Source organism: Salmonella sp. 741265116_PST, from assembly GCF_046567715.1.
Lineage (GTDB): Bacteria > Pseudomonadota > Gammaproteobacteria > Enterobacterales > Enterobacteriaceae > Salmonella > Salmonella enterica.
The window spans coordinates 1-19,061 of the sequence record NZ_JBKFPH010000018.1 but is presented as its reverse complement, the minus strand read 5'-3'; the positions used below and the strand labels follow the sequence as shown (position 1 = coordinate 19,061).

General features: G+C 51.2%; 19 protein-coding genes and 1 tRNA gene. 9 read left to right on the top strand and 11 right to left on the bottom strand.

The features are described from left to right. Positions 1 to 99: 99 nt before the first annotated feature. Positions 100 to 552, top strand: coding sequence for a macrodomain Ter protein MatP (gene matP / locus ACLD11_RS13945; protein ID WP_000877172.1), 453 nt, complete (start codon positions 100 to 102; stop codon positions 550 to 552). Positions 553 to 623: 71 nt separating this feature from the next. Here the strand turns inward: matP and ompA are convergent, their stop codons facing one another. Continuing rightward, the gene (ompA, locus tag ACLD11_RS13940) at positions 624 to 1,676 is read right to left on the bottom strand and encodes a porin OmpA (RefSeq protein ID WP_023193195.1); all 1,053 of its coding nucleotides are present in this window, start codon (positions 1,674 to 1,676) and stop codon (positions 624 to 626) included. 356 nt (positions 1,677 to 2,032) lie between these two features. Further along, complete coding sequence (gene sulA / locus ACLD11_RS13935; RefSeq protein WP_411015020.1) at positions 2,033 to 2,542, bottom strand: SOS-induced cell division inhibitor SulA; 510 nt, start codon at positions 2,540 to 2,542, stop codon at positions 2,033 to 2,035. Positions 2,543 to 2,758: 216 nt separating this feature from the next. Here sulA and ACLD11_RS13930 point away from each other — a divergent pair, with 216 nt between their 5' ends. Continuing rightward, a complete protein-coding gene (locus tag ACLD11_RS13930; protein WP_411015019.1) occupies positions 2,759 to 3,364 on the top strand; it encodes a TfoX/Sxy family DNA transformation protein in 606 nt (201 codons plus the stop codon). Here ACLD11_RS13930 and yccS read toward each other — a convergent pair. Continuing rightward, the gene (gene yccS, locus ACLD11_RS13925) at positions 3,351 to 5,504 is read right to left on the bottom strand and encodes a YccS family putative transporter (RefSeq protein ID WP_411015018.1); all 2,154 of its coding nucleotides are present in this window, start codon (positions 5,502 to 5,504) and stop codon (positions 3,351 to 3,353) included. The two genes, ACLD11_RS13930 and yccS, sit on opposite strands and share 14 nt — an antisense overlap. An 18-nt stretch (positions 5,505 to 5,522) precedes the next feature. Next, a complete protein-coding gene (locus tag ACLD11_RS13920) occupies positions 5,523 to 5,969 on the bottom strand; it encodes a YccF domain-containing protein (RefSeq protein WP_001261222.1) in 447 nt (148 codons plus the stop codon). 123 nt (positions 5,970 to 6,092) lie between these two features. Here ACLD11_RS13920 and helD point away from each other — a divergent pair, with 123 nt between their 5' ends. Further along, positions 6,093 to 8,147: a DNA helicase IV gene (gene helD / locus ACLD11_RS13915; RefSeq protein ID WP_023228225.1), complete on the top strand. Its 2,055-nt coding sequence runs from the start codon at positions 6,093 to 6,095 to the stop codon at positions 8,145 to 8,147. Between the two features lie 35 nt (positions 8,148 to 8,182). Here helD and mgsA read toward each other — a convergent pair whose 3' ends face one another. After that, positions 8,183 to 8,641, bottom strand: coding sequence for a methylglyoxal synthase (gene mgsA, locus ACLD11_RS13910; protein WP_000424187.1), 459 nt, complete (start codon positions 8,639 to 8,641; stop codon positions 8,183 to 8,185). 94 nt (positions 8,642 to 8,735) lie between these two features. After that, positions 8,736 to 9,398 (bottom strand): DUF2057 family protein, encoded by a 663-nt coding sequence (locus tag ACLD11_RS13905; protein ID WP_000847732.1) that lies wholly within the window; start codon positions 9,396 to 9,398, stop codon positions 8,736 to 8,738. 173 nt (positions 9,399 to 9,571) lie between these two features. Here ACLD11_RS13905 and ACLD11_RS13900 point away from each other — a divergent pair, with 173 nt between their 5' ends. After that, complete coding sequence (locus ACLD11_RS13900; protein WP_001537782.1) at positions 9,572 to 9,985, top strand: CoA-binding protein; 414 nt, start codon at positions 9,572 to 9,574, stop codon at positions 9,983 to 9,985. A gap of 44 nt (positions 9,986 to 10,029) precedes the next feature. Here ACLD11_RS13900 and hspQ read toward each other — a convergent pair whose 3' ends face one another. Together hspQ and rlmI are read right to left on the bottom strand one after the other, a co-directional pair. Continuing rightward, positions 10,030 to 10,347 (bottom strand): heat shock protein HspQ, encoded by a 318-nt coding sequence (hspQ, locus tag ACLD11_RS13895; RefSeq protein WP_000561983.1) that lies wholly within the window; start codon positions 10,345 to 10,347, stop codon positions 10,030 to 10,032. A 57-nt stretch (positions 10,348 to 10,404) separates the two neighbouring features. Then, positions 10,405 to 11,616, bottom strand: coding sequence for a 23S rRNA (cytosine(1962)-C(5))-methyltransferase RlmI (gene rlmI, locus ACLD11_RS13890; RefSeq protein ID WP_000140480.1), 1,212 nt, complete (start codon positions 11,614 to 11,616; stop codon positions 10,405 to 10,407). Between the two features lie 214 nt (positions 11,617 to 11,830). Here rlmI and ACLD11_RS13885 point away from each other — a divergent pair, with 214 nt between their 5' ends. From ACLD11_RS13885 to yccX, 3 genes are read left to right on the top strand one after another with little or no spacing between them, the layout of a single operon-like run. Then, complete coding sequence (locus tag ACLD11_RS13885) at positions 11,831 to 12,379, top strand: YbhB/YbcL family Raf kinase inhibitor-like protein (RefSeq protein ID WP_000859417.1); 549 nt, start codon at positions 11,831 to 11,833, stop codon at positions 12,377 to 12,379. A gap of 25 nt (positions 12,380 to 12,404) precedes the next feature. Next, a complete protein-coding gene (locus ACLD11_RS13880; protein ID WP_000548082.1) occupies positions 12,405 to 13,184 on the top strand; it encodes a helix-turn-helix transcriptional regulator in 780 nt (259 codons plus the stop codon). 48 nt (positions 13,185 to 13,232) lie between these two features. Next, a complete protein-coding gene (gene yccX / locus ACLD11_RS13875) occupies positions 13,233 to 13,514 on the top strand; it encodes an acylphosphatase (protein ID WP_000072884.1) in 282 nt (93 codons plus the stop codon). On the opposite strand, the gene tusE is transcribed toward yccX, so the two are convergent. Continuing rightward, positions 13,511 to 13,840 carry a sulfurtransferase TusE gene (gene tusE / locus ACLD11_RS13870; protein WP_000904446.1) on the bottom strand — a complete coding sequence of 110 codons (330 nt, stop codon included), beginning with the start codon at positions 13,838 to 13,840 and terminating at the stop codon, positions 13,511 to 13,513. The genes yccX and tusE overlap by 4 nt on opposite strands. Positions 13,841 to 13,926: 86 nt before the next feature. Further along, positions 13,927 to 14,586, bottom strand: a complete 660-nt coding sequence (gene yccA, locus ACLD11_RS13865; protein WP_000374046.1) for an FtsH protease modulator YccA — start codon at positions 14,584 to 14,586, stop codon at positions 13,927 to 13,929. A 394-nt stretch (positions 14,587 to 14,980) separates the two neighbouring features. On the opposite strand from yccA, the gene ACLD11_RS13860 reads away from it, so the two are divergent. Further along, positions 14,981 to 15,068, top strand: a tRNA-Ser gene (locus ACLD11_RS13860). A 316-nt stretch (positions 15,069 to 15,384) separates the two neighbouring features. On the opposite strand, the gene ACLD11_RS13855 is transcribed toward ACLD11_RS13860, so the two are convergent. Further along, a complete protein-coding gene (locus ACLD11_RS13855; protein ID WP_080160296.1) occupies positions 15,385 to 16,515 on the bottom strand; it encodes a GGDEF domain-containing protein in 1,131 nt (376 codons plus the stop codon). A 393-nt stretch (positions 16,516 to 16,908) separates the two neighbouring features. On the opposite strand from ACLD11_RS13855, the gene ACLD11_RS13850 reads away from it, so the two are divergent. Next, positions 16,909 to 18,888 (top strand): alkyl/aryl-sulfatase, encoded by a 1,980-nt coding sequence (locus ACLD11_RS13850; protein ID WP_080160297.1) that lies wholly within the window; start codon positions 16,909 to 16,911, stop codon positions 18,886 to 18,888. The last annotated feature ends 173 nt before the right edge of the window (positions 18,889 to 19,061 follow it).

Sequence of the window (19,061 nt, the reverse complement as noted above, 5' to 3'; positions counted from 1 at the left end):
ATGAAGACGTGTAACCATTCACAGGTTCGAGATTCTTTTCTTCAGATGGCTAAAAAACTGATATTCTGATAACAGTTACACGGTAACATTGGGATCACAATGAAATATCAACAACTTGAAAATCTTGAAAGCGGTTGGAAATGGAAATATCTGGTGAAAAAGCACCGCGAAGGGGAGTTGATCACCCGCTACGTGGAAGCCAGTGCTGCCCAGGAAGCCGTCAATTTGTTGTTGGCCCTCGAAAATGAACCGGTGCGGGTAAATGTCTGGATAGACAGGCATATGAATCCTGCCTTGCTTAATCGGATGAAACAAACCATTCGGGCAAGACGCAAACGACACTTCAATGCGGAACATCAGCATACGCGCAAAAAATCTATCGATTTAGAGTTTATGGTCTGGCAGCGTCTGGCGGGCCTTGCGCAGCGACGCGGTAAAACATTATCCGAAACGATAGTGCAACTGATAGAAGACGCGGAGCATAAAGAGAAATATGCCACGCAAATGACCACGTTAAAGCAGGATTTACAGGCGTTATTAGGCAAGAAGTAACGCTGAAAGGCGTTGTCATCCAGACCAGAGCAAAAAACCCCGCGGCGCGGGGTTTTTTATCAGACGGAAACTTAAGCCTGCGGCTGAGTTACCACGTCTTTAACGCCTTTAACTTCGATCTCTACGCGACGATCCGGAGCCAGGCAATCGATCAGGGCAGCGCGAGGTTTCACGTTGTCACAGGTGTTGCCGGTAACCGGGTTAGATTCGCCCATACCACGTGCGGAGATTTTGTCAGACGGAATACCTTTGGAGATCAGGTAATCAACAACAGACTGAGCACGTTTCTCGGACAGACCCTGGTTGTAAGCGTCAGAACCGATACGGTCAGTGAAGCCCAGAACGACAACGGAACCGTCTTTCGGATCCAGGTTGCTCAGCTGGCTGTACAGCTGATCCAGAGCCTGCTGGCCTTCCGGCTTCAGGGTAGATTTGTTGAAGTTGAACAGTACGTCAGACTTCAGAGTGAAGTGCTTGGTCTGTACTTCCGGAGCCGGAGCCGGTGCCGGAGCTACTACCGGAGCAGCTTCTTGCTGGCCGAAACGGTAGGAAACACCTACGCTCAGCAGGCCGTTGTCCGGACGGGTGCCGATGGTGTTGGCATCACCGATGTTGTTAGTCCACTGGTATTCCAGACGGGTTGCGATTTCAGGGGTGATGGCATACTCGATACCGCCCGCGAATACCGGGGAAACGCCGGTGTCGTGGTCTTTAGTAGACGCGCCGCCAGGGACGTTAGACTTGGTGTCTGCACGCCATACCATACCACCCAGACGGGTATAAACGTCCAGATCGTCAGTGATTGGATAACCCAGTTTAGCGGTCAACTGAACGCCCTGAGCTTTATAAGCGCCATTGATGTTGTCGCCTTTGTACGGCATACGGCCTAACCAGTCGTAGCCCATTTCAAAGCCAACGTACGGGTTAACCTGGTAACCACCAAAAGCACCTGCGCCCAGTTGGTTTTCATGAGTCGGGCCATCATTGTTAATGAAGCCGGTGTCATGGTACTGAGACCAGCCCAGTTTAGCACCAGCGTACCAGGTGTTATCTTTCGGAGCGGCCTGCGCTACGGTAGCGAAACCAGCCAGTGCCACTGCAATCGCGATAGCTGTCTTTTTCATTTTTTGCGCCTCGTTATCATCCAAAATACGCCATGAATATCTCCAACGAGATAACACGGTTAAATCCTTCACCGGGGGATCTGCTCAATAGTTACTCTACCGATATCTACGGCTTATGCTGAGCACCCCTGGCGATGTAAAGTCTACAACGTAGTTGGAAACTTACAAGTGTGAACTCCGTCAGACATGTGAAAAAAACATGACGGATATACACATCATTTAACAGTTTCAGATAATAAATCGTACAGCAAAAATTGCGGAAACCGCTTCTGGCAAGCTTTCTCGCAAAAAAAACGTTACCACTCAAAGGAGATGCGCTCGCGTAAAAAAAAGCCCAGGATAAATCCTAATTTTACTTAATGATACAAATTAGAGTGAATTTTTAGCCCGGAATGCTGTCTCCTGGGTAAAGCGTGTGCACGTACAGGGCGCATGATAAACCCTACCGCATTACCTACCTTCGCTGCTTCAACCAGGCTGGCATGTTCTTCTTCTGTCAGTTCTTCAGTCAACCAACCAATTACCACGCTGTAATTTCCTGTACGCAAAGCGCGGATCATCGACTCCAGCGTATGACGAGGCGCAAGCTGGCTAATTTGCATCACTTTCGTTAATGGCAAACCTGCAGACTGAACCCATTCACGGCTGAGCTTTTGCTGCGGCGTGAGCCAGAGCTGCCAGCGTGATTGTTGGCCTAACTGACGGAGTAAAGGCAAAAGCAGGAGTTGCGCCATCATGGGCTGGTCTTCGTGGTAGACAACTTCACTGACCAGTCCTGCCGCGGCATTTTCCGTAGCGGTGCGCGCAGCGTTGTGGGTAGTGGTAGGAAATGACGAAGAACGATTTGCATAACCTGAAGTGTACATAATCAATCCAGCCCTGTGAGTTACTGTATATTCATACAGTACCCCTGTGGCGATGAAAGATCAACTCTATTTTCGGAAACTGTCTCGCAATTTTTATTCTTAGTGGCGTCAAAAATAAAAATCATCTTGCTCGCGGAGTATAAGTTGCCTATTTTCGTCATTAACGGATCCGTTACTGCAAATCATTCTTTTACTTTATGATTTAAAAGGAATTTTATGAGAGCACTCTCTTATGCCAGGATCTATAAATCGCAAGAATATTTGGCCTCTTTGGGGACGATCCAGTATCGATCTTTATTCGGTAGCTATAGTCTGACCGTGGAGGATACCGTCTTTGCGATGGTGGCTAATGGCGAGCTTTATCTCCGCGCCTGTGAAGAAAGCGTACCCTACTGTGTGAAGCATCCTCCCGCCTGGCTCATGTTTATGAAGTGTGGACGTCCCGTTATGCTCAACTATTACCGGGTGGATGAAAGCCTGTGGCGCGATCAGCAGCAGCTGGTGCGTTTATCGAAGTATTCTCTTGACGCGGCAATGAAGGAAAAACACAGCCGTATTTTACAGCACAGACTCAAAGATCTCCCCAATATGACCTTCCATCTGGAAACATTGCTCAATGAGTCAGGGATAAAGGACGAAAATATGTTACGCATACTGGGCGCGAAAATGTGCTGGCTAAGGTTGCGACAAAGCAATCCCTTGCTGACGGTGAAAGTTTTGTATGCCCTGGAAGGCGCAATTGTCGGCGTACATGAAGCGGCGCTCCCGGCGAGTCGTCGCCAGGAGCTTGCCGACTGGGCTCATTCGCTTACGGCTGGGTAATTAATCTAGAAGTCGGCGGTGAAATTTGCCGTTGCAAGCGTCCAATCTCGGGCAGTAAGGCAATGAGCAAACCAATTTGTTGAACAACCAGAGGTTCTTTGCTGTCCGGACGTGTTTCCAGTGACTGAACTCGCTGCTTTAAACCCTCCAGCGCCTGGTGTACGCGCTGTTCGTCTTCAGGTTGATGATGAAGCGCATCATCAACGTAGCAGACCGCGTCATCCAGAAGCCCCAACACGTCCGGATTACTGAGCTTTTCGCGGTGCGCGCCGAGGGCGGAGATATAGCTGGTAAAAGTGTGATTGAGGCAAAGCAGCCTGAACGCCGCCTCCCGGGTTTCGGCCGTGACGTCGGGTTCGCTCGACATATTAGAAACCACGGATGCCAGTTCTGCATCGCGGTTGTGCGCGTCGCGTCTGGCAATGCGATAGGCCAGGCGGTTATCCCGTCCCTGGTGATATTGCTCAAGGATCGCATCAAGGTAGCGGCAATTAGCATCGGTGGCGCGCTGGAGTACCCGGGGAAGGTTGCGAAAGCGCCAGTCCGGCCAAATAAAGCTGACCGCAGCCCAGGCGATAGCGCAGCCAATTAACGTGTCGACGACGCGCGGTAACGCTACCTCGAAGCCTTCGCCCAGGAGGTTAAAGCAGAGTAATACCAGCAGGGTGATGAACATCGTCGCATGGGCATACTGCACATTACGGAATGCGAAGAAAAGCACGCCGGTAATCACCAGCAGAACTAACTGTCCTTCAAGCGAAGGAACAAACCATAAAATCGGCAGGCCGATCGCAACGCCTACCAACGTACCGATAATCCTGAGCGCAAGGCGATGGCGGGTCGCGTTATAGTTAGGCTGACAAACGAACAGGCTGGTGAGCAATATCCAGTACCCGTGGCGCATCCCGGTAATTTGGATGAGAGCATAACCGATGCACAATACCAGCGACATGCGTACCGCATGGCGAAAGAGAGCGGACTCCGGGGTAAAATTACGGCTCAGACGCAGCCAGATGTCGCTAAACCCGTGCAGGCTATCATCAGCCAACTGGTTTTCTGACTCATTGCGCGGCATTGCCTGGGCCTGCTCCGACTCGATCGTCGCCAGTTGCGCATCAATGGCGCGTAGGTTGGTTAATAAGAACCCAAGCGTATTTAACAGCTCTAAAGAAGCGCCGCTGGCGCGCATACGTTCAAGCGCGGCGTCAATGTGGGTAAAGGCGCGTTCAAAACGCGGATCATGCTGGTACGGCGTACGCAGTAAGATACAGCGCGCCAGCTGCGTACAGGCCTGCGCCTGCATCGACATCAGACGTTGAAAGCGGAACATGACGTCGCTATGGCGAAAATAATCGCGCAGCGTCTGGTATTGAATATGCGAAGAACTGGCGCGTTCATGAATATCCTGCGCCACAAAATAGTAATGGAGGGTGCGGCGCGTACCGCGTTGACCGCGATCGCCGCGCAGGCGAGTCAACAACGACACTTTCGTTTGGTTCAGCGTCGCCATTAACTGCCCGTTCGCTAACGCTAAATCATAGAGCGGCGCCTGGCTTTCATCTTCAATATCAGGATCAAACAGACGTGATTTCAGTTCCAGATAGTGCGCTAACTGTTCGTAACTGCGTGCCAGATTATCCTGCAACGGACGGATCGGAAATAGCAGATGCCCGGTTAGCGTCAGTAGGTTATACCATACTGCGCCTGCCAGCAGGAGCAGTGGTTGCTGATACCAGTGATCGTATAGAGAGGTACCCAGCATCGTATAGATGGCAATGAGTAACGCGCCGAACGCGATGGTGGCATAGCGTTGCCCCAGTCCTCCCAACAGAATAAACCCGCTGGTGGATAACGTTAAGCCCAACGCAAATAGCCACGGCCAGGGAAAGAGCAGCTCCACAGAAGCCGACGCGATAAAAAAGCAAATTAAGGTAATGATTAAATTACGCAAGCGTCCGGCAAGGCGATCGTCGAGATCGGTTAGCGCCGCGGCAACCATACCGAGCGTGAGCGGGATGGTCAGTTTGACGTCGCCCAGCCACCAGGGCAGGGCGGTGGTGCCGCACAGAGCGATAAAAATGCGGATGTAATACAGCCAGGTACTGTTCCAGGTATAACGGCGAATCAACGGACTTAACATAAAGGCTATTTGTCCCGATCATTCAAAACGGCGGCGCGCGTTAGCTTCTCGCGCGGCGCGAGCGGTTTCTACAGAGACGACGCGGCGACCGACAGGCCAAAGCGCAATCGCGGCAATTTTAAAGTTCGCAATACCGACAGGTATCCCGATGATAGTGACACACTGCGCGATACCGGAGGCAATGTGCATCAGGCATAGCCACCAGCCGAAAAAAAGTAACCAGAAAATATTCAGCAAGGTACCGCCAGTATTCATTAATACGCTTTTCGCCGCCGGATTAAGTTCGTCAACGTGAATGGCTTCATTACCGTAAGGGAACAGGGACAGTTTGGTTATCTCCCAGCAGGAGCGGGTCAACGGCAGGGTAAAAATAAGCACAATACTGACAAGCGTCGCCAGCAGCCAGGCCAGCGTAGTGGCAAAGCCGCCCAGTACAAAGTTTAAAATATTCAGAACGGTACGCATAAACCCTCAGTTCATTCCGGTTTTCTATCACTGCGGGCAATTGTAACGTTTTTTTAGACTGGAGCACGTTTTCTCTGGCGGTTACACTGATAAGCACATCTTTACGTCTGGATTCGCTGAGTCATGGAACTGAAAGCAACTTCTCTTGGAAAACGTCTGGCGCAACACCCGTATGATCGTGCCGTGATCCTCAACGCTGGGGTGAAAGTGTCTGGCGACAGGCATGAATATCTTATTCCATTCAATCAGTTATTGGCGATTCACTGTAAGCGTGGGCTGGTATGGGGCGAGCTGGAGTTTGTCCTGCCGGAGGATAAAGTCGTACGTTTGCACGGTACCGAGTGGTCGGAAACCCAGCAATTCCATCGCTATCTGGACGCGCATTGGCGTCGCTGGAGCCAGGAGATGAGTGATGTCGCCGCGCAGGCATTGCAGGAGCAATGGGCGCGTATTAGTGAGCGAACGGGCGAAAACCAATGGCTTACCCGTGAACGCGTTCGGGGGCTGGAACACGAAATTCGCCAGACGTTTGCCGCCTTGCCGCTACCGGTCTCACGTCTGGAGGAGTTTGCTCACTGTCGCGAGATATGGCGTAAGTGTCTGGCATGGTTACAGGATAGCGAGGGAAGTCGGCAGCAGCATAATCAGGCGTATGCTGATGCCATGCTGGAAGCGCATGCCGACTTTTTTACGCAGATAGAATCCTCTCCGCTTAATCCTTCCCAGGCCAGGGCGGTGGTTAACGGCGAATCATCGTTACTGGTACTGGCGGGCGCGGGAAGCGGTAAGACCTCGGTGCTGGTGGCGCGCGCGGGTTGGTTGTTGGCGCGCGGACAAGCCGATGCGGGGCAAATTCTTTTACTGGCGTTTGGTCGCAAGGCGGCAGAAGAGATGGATGAGCGTATCCGCGAGCGCTTACATACGGAAGAGATTACTGCCCGTACGTTCCATTCGCTGGCGCTGTATATTATTCAGCAAGGCAGTAAAAAAGCGCCGGTTGTCAGTAAGCTGGAAAGTGACGCCACCGCGCGGCATCAGCTATTTCTGCGCACCTGGCGTCAGCAGTGTAGCGAGAAAAAAGCGCAGGCCAAAGGCTGGCGTCAGTGGCTGGAAGAGGAGATGCAGTGGGCGGTGCCGGAAGGTAATTTCTGGGATGATGAGACATTGCAGCGGCGTCTGGCCCCTCGCCTGGATCGTTGGGTCAGTTTGATGCGTATGCACGGCGGCGCGCAGGCAGAAATGATCGCTGGCGCACCAGAGGAGTGCCGCGAGCTGTTTGGCAAACGCATTAAGCTGATGGCGCCGCTGCTAAAGGCCTGGAAAAGCGCGTTGAAAGCGGAAAATGCCGTTGATTTCTCCGGGCTGATCCATCAGGCAATGGTGATCCTCGAAAAAGGGCGTTTTATCAGCCCGTGGAAGCATATTCTGGTCGATGAATTTCAGGATATTTCCCCGCAACGGGCGGCGCTGTTAGAGGCGCTGCGCAAGCAGAATAGCCAGACTACGCTGTTTGCCGTTGGCGATGACTGGCAGGCAATTTACCGTTTTAGCGGGGCGCAGCTCTCCTTAACGACGGCGTTTCATCAGACGTTCGGCGAGGGCGAGCATTGCCACCTGGACACCACGTACCGTTTTAACAGTCGGATTGGCGATATTGCCAATCGCTTTGTACAGCAGAATCCGCACCAGCTTAAAAAACCGTTAAATAGTCTGACCCCAGGCGATAAAAAAGCGGTGACGTTATTGGATGAAAGCCAGTTGGACGCGTTACTGGATAAATTATCCGGCTATGCGAAGGAAGATGAACGTATCCTGGTGCTGGCGCGCTATCATCATCTGAAACCCGCGAGTCTACAAAAAGCGGCGACTCGCTGGCCGAAGTTACAGATAGACTTCATGACTATCCATGCCAGCAAAGGCCAACAGGCCGATTACGTGATTCTTGTCGGATTGCAGGAGGGTAACGACGGTTTCCCCGCCCCGGCGCGAGAGTCCATTATGGAAAGTGCGCTTCTTCCTCAGGTTGAGGATTTTCCGGACGCTGAAGAGCGGCGTTTGTTATATGTGGCGTTGACGCGCGCGCGCGCGCGGGTCTGGCTGCTTTTCAATAAAGATAATCCCTCGCGCTTTGTGGAGGCGCTTAAACAGCTGGATGTTCCGGTGGCGAGGAAGCCCTAAAGCGCGGGCGGTACAGCACCCCGCCCGCGTAGCGGTTATTTCAGGCGCTCGGCCAGATAACGCGCATAATCCGGAATAAGAATATCTACAGCGTCATTAAAATGCGGGGACTGGATGATAAAGTCCGCCGTTGAGACGTTAGTGGCGACAGGGATATTCCATACGGTGGCCAGACGCAGTAGCGCTTTGACATCGGGGTCGTGCGGTACCGCGTTAAGCGGGTCCCAGAAGAATATCAACACGTCGATTTTCCCTTCTGAAATGAGCGCGCCAACCTGCTGGTCGCCGCCCATCGGGCCGCTCAGCATCGCATTAACGTCCATACCGGTTGCGCGCTGGATCAGATTCCCCGTGGTGCCGGTTGCATAAAGAACGTGTTTTTCCAGCAACGGCTGATGGCGTTCCACCCAGTTCATTAACATCTGTTTGCAGTGGTCGTGAGCAACCAACGCGATATGTTTGCGCGTCGGCAAGGTGCGAGTCGTCAGTTCCATAATTCGATTCCGTAGTTAACCTGTCTACAGATTACTGGAAGCGCTTGATGCTGCAAGAGAAAGACAAAAAAATTGCGCGCTGGGACAACTCATATCAAGAGGGCGGCTGTTTTTCCGCCCATTGCAGAAAATGATGGCGTGTCTGCGGGTCGGCCAGTCGGAACCAATATTTCAGCCGCTGTTCTGTCAGAGTTTGTGATTGCGGCGGTACGGTATCAAGCTCTGAGACGTCGGAAAGTAATGTGCTGTCGTCTGCCATCATCGTGGCGAACTGAGGAAGCGAGGCGCGTTTCGCCGATTTATTATAACGCTCGGTCTCTATTTCATAATCGACCACTTTAGCCGTAGAAGTAATGGCCAGAATATCGAGTTTTACCGGAATGGGCATGGCGTCGCCGTCCAAAAGCGCCAGACGCGGCGCCGCGTTAAAATGCGAGGCTTCGCGCTCGTTTTCCAGCCGCGGGAGCTGGAAATTGACCTGACTTATCAACTGGGTATCGAAACTTATCACCAGCGGCGGAGAAATATAAAGCCGCTCTTCATTACCGGGCAGTCGGATGGTTTTTTCCACCCGGAAAACGAGTTGATGCGGCCCGTTTTCCAGTTCGATGCTCTCTGCGCCGCGTAATAAAGAGCTGGACACCTTTTTACCGTCCAGCACCAGCAGATCAACCTCATTCGACAAACGGAGCGTTGTGGCAAAAACAGTCACCGGCAAACAGAGAGCAAGGAAGGTGGTTAGCGCGCCGGTTTTCATAAGGTTCTCCTGTCCAAAGGCCGTCTGGCTAATAATGTATCGAAATTTTTCTTAGATCATGTTTACTAACATATAGACATATTTTGGCGTTTTGCTCTCATACATCGGTATGGGATGAATGGTTGCTATGTCAGGTTTGTCGTACACTTTGCAAAACAGCCAGGAGAAAGATGATGAAAGAGACCGATATTGCTGATGTATTGACGTCCACTCGCACTATCGCGCTGGTAGGTGCGAGCGATAAACCCGATCGTCCAAGTTATCGGGTAATGAAATACCTGCTTGAACAGGGCTACCATGTGATTCCGGTTGCGCCAAAAGTCGCGGGTAAGACATTGCTGGGGCAACAGGGGTATGCCACGCTGGCGGACATTCCCGAAAAAGTCGATATGGTGGATGTTTTTCGCAACTCTGAAGCTGCATGGGGCGTCGCACAGGAAGCTATCGCCATCGGCGCAAAAACGCTGTGGCTACAGCTTGGCGTGATCAACGAGCAGGCGGCGGTACTGGCGCGGGATGCAGGCATGACCGTGGTGATGGATCGCTGCCCGGCGATTGAGATCCCTCGCCTGGGGCTGGCGAAATAAAAGTTTAAATGGCCGGATATCGCTCTCCGGCCTTTTAAATACAATCAGTTACGTAGTCGCGGCGCCTGAAGCTGCTTGCGAATGGTACGCGCTAGTTCATCCATTGATGGCTGTTCTGGATGCTCGTCCCGCATTTCGCTTCGCAACTGGGCCTCGGCCAGATAAGTATGCACTGGCTGACCATCATCATCTTCCATTACCACGTGGTACCACGGAGCGGCGCGAAGTTCGTCGTTAACCGCCAGTTCATCAGGCGACGGTTCATCAAGCGAATATTCCGGGTCGATATCGACGACCACTCCGAGGTAACCTAACAGGGAATGGCGGACCTGTTGGCCGATACCGAATTTGCTGGCTATCATAGTCACCTCCCGGGAAATAGATACCCTTTATATGAGGATACTATTCCACTTTTCAAGTTACATGACGCGACAGGCAAACCCTTTCAGATACAGCCCTTCCGGGTAGGTGGCGATCACCGGGTGATCGGCGGCCTGACGGAACTGCTCTATAAATTGTACATCACGACCGGCATCTATTGCGGCATCGGCAATGATTTTCTGAAATAAATCGCTGGTCATCAGTCCGGAGCAAGAGAATGTCAGCAGTATGCCGCCCGGATTGAGCAGTTGAATCGCTAACATGTTAATGTCTTTATAGCCCCGGCAGGCCCCCATTAACTGGCTTTTATTTTCGACGAATTTGGGCGGGTCCATGATGATGACGTCGAATTTTTCGCCGTGTTCACGGTAAGCGCGCAGCAACTTAAACACGTCATCGCGCACGAATTCGGCTTTGCTCAAGTCCAGTTGGTTCAGTTCAACGTTTTGCCTGGCGATATCCAGCGCATCCTGTGAGGTATCCACGCTGACAACCTGGCGACAACCGCCCATTAACGCCGACACGGCAAAACCGCCGGTATAAGAGAAGCAGTTCAGTACCCGCTGATTTTCCACGTAGCGGCGCGTCGCCAGACGACTGTCGCGCTGATCAAGATAATAACCGGTTTTGTGGCCGCCCTGGATATCGACCAGCAATTTCATACCGTGTTCTTCAATTGGCAGAAGCGCAGGCGGCAGTTCGCCAGTGACCGGACCTTGCGTCAGCGCCATCCCTTCTTTTTTCCGCACGGCGACGTCGCTGCGATCGTAAATAGCGCAATCCGGATAGCATGTTTGCAGAGCGCTAATTAATGCGGCGCGTTGATATTCGGCCCCGGCACTGAGCAGTTGCAGCACCAAAAAATGACCAAAACGATCGATAGTGACGCCAGGCAGGCCATCGGACTCACCGGCGATCAGACGATAGCTATCCAGGCCGTCTTTTTTCGCCAGCCAATCGCGCCACTGCTGCGCCTGGCGCAGGCGGCGGGTGAAAAACGCAATATCAATGGATTCTGCTTTATCAAATGTCCAGACGCGCGCGCGGATCTGGGATGCTGGCGACCAGGCGCCGCGTGCTAACCACTTTCCCTGATGGTCGACGATATCGATAGTTTCACCGAGGTTGGCTTTGCCTTCCAGACGGGAGACGGCGCCGGAAAAGACCCATGGGTGGCGGCGGAGTAAAGATTTTTCTCGCCCTTTGCTGAGGACTAAACGGGGATATTGCGGAAATGTAGATTCAGTCATGCGGAGTAACCTCTCACAAACAGTGACGCGAGCCGGATGATAGCTCCAGCCAGGGACCGTGAAAACGAAATGGCGCGTAGGGTAGCACAGATAAGAGGGGCAATCATCAGCGTATGGTGGTGAGCGTTTCTGCACAAAATAGAATCGTAAAGGCACAGTTTCTTCAGTGGGCGCTTTTTATAGTGTTATTTCTTTACATGAAGAAGGAAATACAATGAAAACAGTCTTCTCTTTGACCGCAGCCGCAATGATGGCATTGAGTGGCGGCGTATCTGCCGCATCGGCGTTTAGCCTCAGTAGCGCGGATATTCCGGCGGATTTTCGTTTAACGCAACAGCACGTCTTTAAAGGATTTGGTTGTAGCGGAGAAAATATTTCGCCGCAGCTGAGCTGGCGCAATCCGCCTGCCGGAACCAAAAGCTACGCTATTACCGTCTTCGATCCTGATGCGCCCACCGGAAGTGGCTGGTGGCACTGGACGATGGTGAATATTCCTGCGCAGATTCACGACCTGCCGACGGGGGCTGATAAAAAAACGTTACCCGCTGGAGTGGTGCAGGGACGTAATGATTTCGGTTATGCTGGCTTTGGCGGCGCCTGTCCGCCGCCGGGCGATAAGCCTCATCGCTATCAGTTTACTGTGTGGGCGCTGAATACGGCAACACTGCCGCTCGACAGTGAGTCGAGTGGCGCGTTGGTAGGGTTTATGCTTAACGCGCATGTGATTGCGAAAGCACAATTCACGGCCACATACGGAAGATAAAATAGAGGACGGCACGGTGCAGGAGATGCATATTCGACATCAGGATCTTACGACGGCAGAGGTGCGTTCCAGTCATCTGCACCGTTTGCATCGTGTTACGCTTTTTTCCGCCGCTATCTGCCATATTACGCAGGGCAGTAAAGTCATCATTCAGGATGATAGCCGCCTTGTCGCCGGGCCGGGCGAGTTGATTATTATTCCGGCGAACACGCCGCTGGAGATTATTAATCAGCCTGCGCAGAACGGTTTTCGCTCCGACCTGTTGTTACTTTCACCGGAGATTATTGCTCGCTTTAAAACGATGTACGTTCAGGATTATCCACCGGCAAACCTGACATCGCTGTGTACGCCGATGAGCCGTAGCCTGACATTTATGTGGGAGAACGTGTTGGATGCTGTGCGCCAGGGGTTGCCCGTTGGGCTACAGGAACATCAGGCGATGGGGTTACTGTTAGCGCTTTTACATGATGGCGCGGCGGGACCACTGCTTATTGAACGGCGTTACACCCTCACGGAGCAGGTGCGGCAACTGATTATGCTCTCGCCTGCTAAGCTATGGACAGCCCAGGAGATAGCCCGCCGTCTTGCTATGGGAACATCGACGTTGCGTCGGCGTTTGCAGCGTGAATCGCAGAGTTATCGACAAATTGTTGAAGAGGTGCGCATGTCCTGCGCGCTTTCTCAACTGCAATCGACGACGCTGCCAATCGGCGAAATAGCGCTACGGTGCGGCTACCTGTCGGGGTCGCGGTTTACGGCCAGATTCCGCCAACATTATGGGTGTTTGCCCAGTCAGGTACGTTAAGTATGTCCTGTATGAGCCTCCACCACTGATTATGAAAGGAGAACCATCATGTCGAACGTCTGCATTATCGCCTGGGTTTATGGTCGCGTTCAGGGAGTCGGGTTTCGCTATACCACGCAGCATGAGGCGCAGCGGCTGGGGTTAACCGGCTATGCGAAGAATATGGATGACGGAAGCGTAGAAGTGGTGGCCTGTGGCGACGCGGCGCAGGTGGAAAAGCTCATCAAGTGGCTGAAAGAGGGCGGGCCGCGCTCTGCTCGTGTGGACAAAATCCTCACTGAACCGCACAGCCCTCGCGAGACGTTAACAGGCTTCAGTATTCGGTATTAAATACACTTTACCGGTTTGGGCAGACCGGCGATTTTGGTCGCTTGCTTTGCCGGGCCTTTCGGGAACAGACGATACAGATAGCGGCTGTTGCCTTTTTCTTCGCCGAACTTATTCGCCATCGCTTTTACCAGCATTCGGATGGCGGGAGAGGTATTAAACTCCAGGTAAAATTCGCGCACGAAGCGCACGACTTCCCAGTGTTCCGCAGAGAGCTCAATGCCTTCATTGGCGGCGATAGCGACTGCCAGCGCTTCACTCCACTGCGTCGTCTCTTTCAGATAGCCTTCGCTATCAGTACTGATTTCTTTACCTTCAAAGATCAACATAACGTTTCACTGCGTAATCAACACGGACGGCAGTGTAGCAAAAAATAAAGCCCTGCATAAGCAGGGCTGGAAGAGGGGAATGTCGATTAGTCGCGGCTGGCGAAGCCCAGGATGCTGAGCAGGCTGACAAAGATGTTGTACAGCGAAACGTACAGACTGACGGTCGCACGAATATAGTTGGTTTCACCGCCGTGAATGATGTTACTGGTTTCATACAGGATAGCGCCCGAGGAAATCAGGATAAACACCGCGCTAATCGCCAGGTGCAATGCAGGCAGTTGCAGGAAAATATTCGCCACCATACCAATCAGCACGACGACGATCCCGGCCATTAACATACCGCCCAGGAAAGACATATCCTTACGGGTGGTCAGAACGTAAGCGGAGCAGCAAAAAAATACTAACGCGGTACCACCCAGCGCCAGGCCAATAACATCGCCCATGCCTGCTGACAGATAGGCGTTAAGAATCGGGCCCAGGATATAGCCGAGGAAGCCGGTAAACGCAAAAGCAGACAGGATACCGACCGGCTTATTGGCGGTTTTATAGGTCAGGAACATCAGCCCATACATACCGACCAGCGTCAGAATCAGGCCGGGGGAGGGCAGCATCAGTACCGTACTGGCTGTCGCGGTAATTGCGGAGAAAGCCAGCGTCAGGCTCAACAGAAAATAGGTGTTGCGCAGTACTTTGTGCGTACTCAGTAGCGAGCTACGATCACGCGATGATGTAATGATACGATCCATTAGTCACTCTCTTATGACAGATGTAATTAATAAAGGAGAATAATAAAAACAGTCACTGTCACCCAGTGGTTTTACCCATCTTTACGCATTCGTTTACGTTTAGTTTCCTTAAGAGATTTCAGGTGATTACCGTCGTTAAAACGGTCTGCTCATGTCTGGCGCTACGCCATAAAACAGGCGGCAGCGCCAACCACGCGCTACCGATAAAAAATTGATAATCACAGCGATAAAACAGTGGGGACGATCAACACGTATTAAGCCAGTTTTTGTGTTGAAGAAATGGTCAATGTGCCGCTATTTCAGGCAATTAACGAAATTTTGCCTGTTTTTCACGCAAACGAACACATTCGGTCTTTACATGACGCACCGGGATGTTTATAGTGCGCCTCATTCCGGAAGTGTGGCCGAGCGGTTGAAGGCACCGGTCTTGAAAACCGGCGACCCGAAAGGGTTCCAGAGTTCGAATCTCTGCGCTTCCGCCAGATTAAACAAGGGGTTACCGAAAGGTAACCCCTTTGTTTTTTGGGCGCTTAGAATATAGTTAGAAAATACTGTTAGAATATTTCCCGAAAAAAAGACTGTTTTTTCATGAGTTGACTGACAAAAGCGGTATGTCCAGCGTCGGTGTAACCTTTGTCAACTGGTTATCTGCGGCTGGACATAATTTTATCTGATATTCAGGCTGTACCAGCGCAAAGGTTCCGTGAGTCCGACTGTCTTTTTTGCTTCCAAATATTCAGTTTTAATTATCTGAGTATGGCAAGGTGATCATCTGTATCAAACACCGGGCAACTGGTTTTACTTTACCCAACGATTACGTCCCTGTTGTTTAGCCCGATAAAGGGCCTCATCCGCTCTGGCAATAATGCCGGTAACAGTGTCACCGGCTGTGGAAAGGGTGATGCCCATGCTGACAGTGACCGTTTCACTAACCGCAGATGCTACATGCGCCAGTGCGATTTCACGCAGGTTTGTCTGAATACGTTCAGCAACCAGCGCAGCTTCATTCAGCGACGACGAAGGCAGCACAACGACAAATTCTTCGCCCCCGTAACGTGCCACCAGGTCTGCCGGAGTACGAACCGATCTCTTCATCACATCAGCCACCTTTGCCAGACAGGCATCGCCAGCCTGGTGACCATAATGGTCGTTATAGTTTTTGAAATAGTCCACATCGAGCATGATCAGTGCAAACGACTCCGCCTGGCGGAGAGCATCCCCAAGAAAACTTTCCATTGAACGTCGATTAGCGGTCCCGGTCAGTGCATCCTGGTGAGCCATAACGTCGAGACGCGCGATAAGCATCCGGTTTTCCTGGTAACGCAACCAGGCTTCATCAAACCAGCGCTGCAGGATAAAGCGACCATAAATGAGTATGGCGGTGAGAATAATCCAGACCAATAAAAACCGGATATTTACATTTTGGTTAAGTTGCACACTGGCCAGCAGGGCGGTCAGCCATAAGGGGACGATGAAAAGTAGCAACGCAGGCGGATAATAATAAAGTGCAGCCAGCGCGGTAAGCATAAGGATGACACTGAGAGGCCAGGCAAAAGGCAGTTGCCACCAAACAATAAAGCAGTAGCTACAATAACTCCACATCAGGCTGAGAATCAGCAGCATCACCAGACAAAGAGGCGTAAATCTGGCCGAAAGGCGGTAAATGAAAAGGAGTATCAGGACCGAAAAAACAATAATACTGCCCATAATATCGTCTATTAACGGCAGTATTCCAGTCTGTGCACTGATCGACTTGTCAAAGTCACTGATGAGTACGTGGCGAAATAAAATGATAAGCGCAAAGCTGATATTCACAAATGTGAACCACGGAATACTTACACGTAGCGCTTGCGTGACCATATCTTTATGATCCTGCCATACCCTTCCAGCATTGGAAGTACGGCGTCTGTCGTCCGAATCCTGTCCCATCCTTAATCGCCTCATAAATGAAGAATTACTATCCAGTGTAGTGCGCTGATATCTCACAGTGAAAAATGGAAAAGCTATCAGGCCAGGCAGCATTTTTGGCTGATGAGATGATTTTGTTCCACAGTGACGAACTTATAGTCACAGCTCCTGTAGTAGGGGGGAGAATTATAGTGTCTTCCGGAAACCGGAAGCGAGCCCCCCCCACTTACTAAAAGAGGATGGAACTGGCAGACGTAAAACATGATTTATTTGTATCCATAAATGGCGAAATGTAATGTTTTTGTTATATTTAAAAGAGCGAAAATGATCAGCAATAACTTTAATTGTTTGAATTAACAGATAATTAATCGACCAGATTGAGTGATATAGAATATTTTTACATGAGGGGTACAAATGAGACTTAAGTTGATCGTTAAAAGTTTTGCGCTGGCGGGGCTACTCTCTTCTACTGTGCTGACACCTTTATTTGCACAGGAAGCCCCAAAAGGTGCCACTGCTTCAACCAGGCAAGCTAACGATGCGCTTTATAACCAACTCCCTTTCTCTGATAACACCGATTTCACGAATGCCCATAAAGGCTTTATCGCCGCTTTACCTGAAGATGTGATTAAGGGAGAGCAAGGGAATGTTATCTGGAATCCACAGCAGTACGCTTTCATAAAAGAAGGGGAAAAATCGCCTGACACTGTTAACCCTAGTCTGTGGCGTCAGTCCCAACTAATTAATATCAGTGGCTTGTTTGAAGTAACAGACGGCGTCTACCAGATTCGTAACCTTGATTTATCCAACATGACGATCATCGAAGGTAACGAGGGGATTACGGTTGTTGATCCGCTGGTTTCTGCGGAAACAGCCAAAGCTGGTATGGATTTGTATTTCAAAAACCGGGGCAATAAGCCTGTTGTCGCCATCATTTACACTCATAGCCATGTTGACCACTATGGCGGGGTGCGTGGCGTTGTCGATGAAGCGGACGTGAAATCCGGCAAGGTGAAAGTGTATGCGCCTGCTGGCTTTATGGAGGCAGCAGTAGCCGAGAATATTATGGCCGGCAACGTGATGAGCCGCCGTGCCAGCTATATGTATGGCAACCTCCTGAAACCAGATGCCTCCGGCCAGGTTGGCGCCGGACTGGGGACGACCACTTCTGCGGGGACGGTGACACTGATTGCGCCCACTAATATCATCGATAAAGACGGCCAGAAAGAAGTGATTGATGGCCTGACTTACGATTTTATGCTGGCGCCTGGTTCGGAAGCCCCTTCGGAAATGCTGTGGTTCATCGAAGAGAAGAAACTCATCGAAGCCGCAGAGGACGTCACTCACACCCTGCATAACACCTACTCGCTACGCGGCGCGAAAATTCGTGAGCCGTTGCCATGGTCGAAATATATCAACGAAGCCATAGTACGTTGGGGTGACAAAGCTGAAATTATTATGGCCCAGCACCACTGGCCGACCTGGGGTAATGAGAATGTTGTTGGTCTGCTGAAAAGCCAGCGAGACCTGTATCGTTATATCAATGACCAGACTCTGCGCATGGCCAATGAAGGTCTGACTCGCGATGAAATAGCGGCCAATTTCAAACTACCGGATAGCCTGGCAAAAACCTGGGCCAACCGCGGCTATTACGGATCTATCAGTCATGATGTAAAAGCAACGTATGTACTGTATCTCGGTTGGTTCGATGGCAATCCGGCAACCCTTGATGAGCTGCCACCCGAAGAAGCGGCTAAGAAATTTGTTGAATACATGGGCGGTGCCGATGCGATTCTTCAGAAAGCCAAAGCAGACTTTGACCAGGGGAACTACCGCTGGGTTGCTCAGGTGGTGAGTAAGGTCGTGTTTGCCGATCCAAATAACCAGAATGCGCGTAACCTTGAAGCCGATGCGCTGGAACAATTGGGGTATCAGGCTGAATCTGGTCCATGGCGTAACTTTTATCTGACCGGTGCTCAGGAGCTGCGTAACGGTGTGGTTAAAGGTCCGACGCCAAATACCGCAAGTCCGGATACCGTTCGGGCGATGACGCCTGAAATGTTCTTTGACTTCCTGGCTGTACATATCAACGGTGAAAAAGCAGGTAATGCCCAGGCGGTGTTTAACATTGACCTTGGCAGCGACGGCGGAAAGTACAAGCTGGAGCTGGAAAACGGCGTGCTCAATCACACGGCTAATGCTGAAGCGAAAGATGCTGATGCCACGATTACTCTGAACCGTGACACGCTGAATAAAATTATCCTGAAGGAAGAAACCCTGAAGCAGGCTCAAGATAAAGGCGAAGCCAACGTCACCGGTAATGCTGCGAAACTGGATGAGATGCTGGGCTATATGGACAAGTTTGAGTTCTGGTTCAATATCGTTACACCATAAATAGATTCCCTGCGGCTTCAATGCTGCAGGGAGTTACTTCAGACAATTCTGTACGTTTTTCATACTCGATTTTTCCTTCATTCTTTATATCTTGCTTCATTTTAGTAAGTGTACAGCGCGAACCGTCTGGTCATAATCTGATGTATCCGACAAAGTGGTGTCCACCAAATAAG